We start from the raw sequence: 1,490 nt of genomic DNA, 5'->3' as shown, positions 1-1,490 counted from the left end.
AAAGAAAAAAAAGAAAAAGAAATTTGTTAGAGGGTTTTTCTTCCTTCTAGTTCTTATACTTGGTTTTGCTGGTTATATTTTTTATCAATATTACACTGGCCTGCAGGCAGCAGGTGAGGGCTTTGATAAAAATGCTGCTACTGACTTTGACGGAGCAGCAGTCGATAAGTTAGGAAAAATCAATGTTCTGTTACTCGGGATTGATTCTCGAGGGGAAGAAAAGTCGCGTACTGATACAATCATGATTGCGCAATATGATACAAAAGAAGGAACAGCCAAGCTTGTATCGATCATGCGTGATACGTATGTTGAAATACCGGATTACAAAAACTATAAAGTAAACACAGCTTACTTCTTAGGTGGCCCTGAATTATTAAGGAAAACAATTCAAGAAAACTTTGGAATCGATCTTCATTATTATGCACTTGTTGACTTCAAAGGCTTCCAGCAGGTTGTTGATACACTTGCACCTGAAGGCATCGAAATGGACGTTGAACAAAGCATGTCCAAAAACATTGGTGTAAGCTTAGAGCCCGGTGTGCAAATGCTTGATGGTGCAGAGCTGCTTGGTTATGCAAGATACCGCGCGGATGCAAAAGGTGATTTTGGACGAGTTGAACGTCAACAGAAAGTAATTAATGCTTTAAAAGACGAATTAATTAGTGTAAATGGTGTTACGAAGCTTCCTAAATTAATTGGAACGGTACAGCCATATATTGAAACAAATGTTGATGGTGCTGAAGTGATTGGGATTTTAAAAGACTTTGTTTTAAACACACCTGAGGACATTGAGACAATGACAATTCCGGTTGAAGGCTCGTATACAACGACTAGTTACTCTCACGCAGGTTCTGTATTGGAAATTGATATGGAAGAGAATAAGGCGGCGTTGGATGCGTTTTTGAGTGGTGGTTCGTCGGTGGTGACGAGTGATTCGGATGAGGAACAGTAATTAGATTTTGAGGGAATGCTCAGGCCTTGTGGTGGCCTGGGCGTTTTTTTGTTTAATGGGAGGAAGGGAAGTAGTTGTTTTTTAGCAGATGAAGACCAGAGTGGTGGTGGAGGGTCTTCTTAAGTTGGGTGAAGATAAAAGTGGTGGTGGAAATGGGGGGAGGTGGTCTTTATGAGGAAGATGAAGACCAAGGTGGTGTTGGAATAAGGATGAGATGGTCATCATAAGGAAGATGAAGACCAAGGTGGTGTTGGAATAAGGGTGAGATGGTCTTCATGTGGGAGATGAAGACCAAGGTAGTGCTGGAATAAGGGTGAGATGGTCTTCATGTGGGAGATGAAGACCAAGGTGAGAGTTAAAATTGGGGAAATTGGTTTTCATAAGATGATGAACGACAAACCACAATCCAAAAAAGAGGAAACTGTCGTTCATAAAGGAGATGACCGACAAAACGCTACCAAAAAAAGAGGAAACTGTCGTTCATAAAGGAGATGACCGACAAAACGCTACCAAAAAAAGAGGAAACTGTCGTTCATAA

The 1,490-nt window shown here is 40.9% G+C and carries 2 protein-coding genes; both read left to right on the top strand.

What is annotated here, in order from left to right; genetic code table 11:
• Positions 1–952: LCP family protein (locus tag ACEWK1_RS25265; RefSeq protein WP_416636775.1), on the top strand; the 952-nt coding region annotated here is incomplete at its 5' end.
• 348 nt (positions 953–1,300) lie between these two features.
• Positions 1,301–1,438: a hypothetical protein gene (locus tag ACEWK1_RS25260; RefSeq protein WP_212135668.1), complete on the top strand. Its 138-nt coding sequence runs from the start codon at positions 1,301–1,303 to the stop codon at positions 1,436–1,438.
• The last annotated feature ends 52 nt before the right edge of the window (positions 1,439–1,490 follow it).

The sequence above is a fragment of the Metabacillus sp. YM-086 genome (assembly GCF_048059995.1).
Lineage (GTDB): Bacteria > Bacillota > Bacilli > Bacillales > Bacillaceae > Metabacillus > Metabacillus litoralis_B.
The sequence above is the reverse complement of the archived record's forward strand: the minus strand, read 5'-3'. Positions and strand labels throughout refer to the sequence as shown.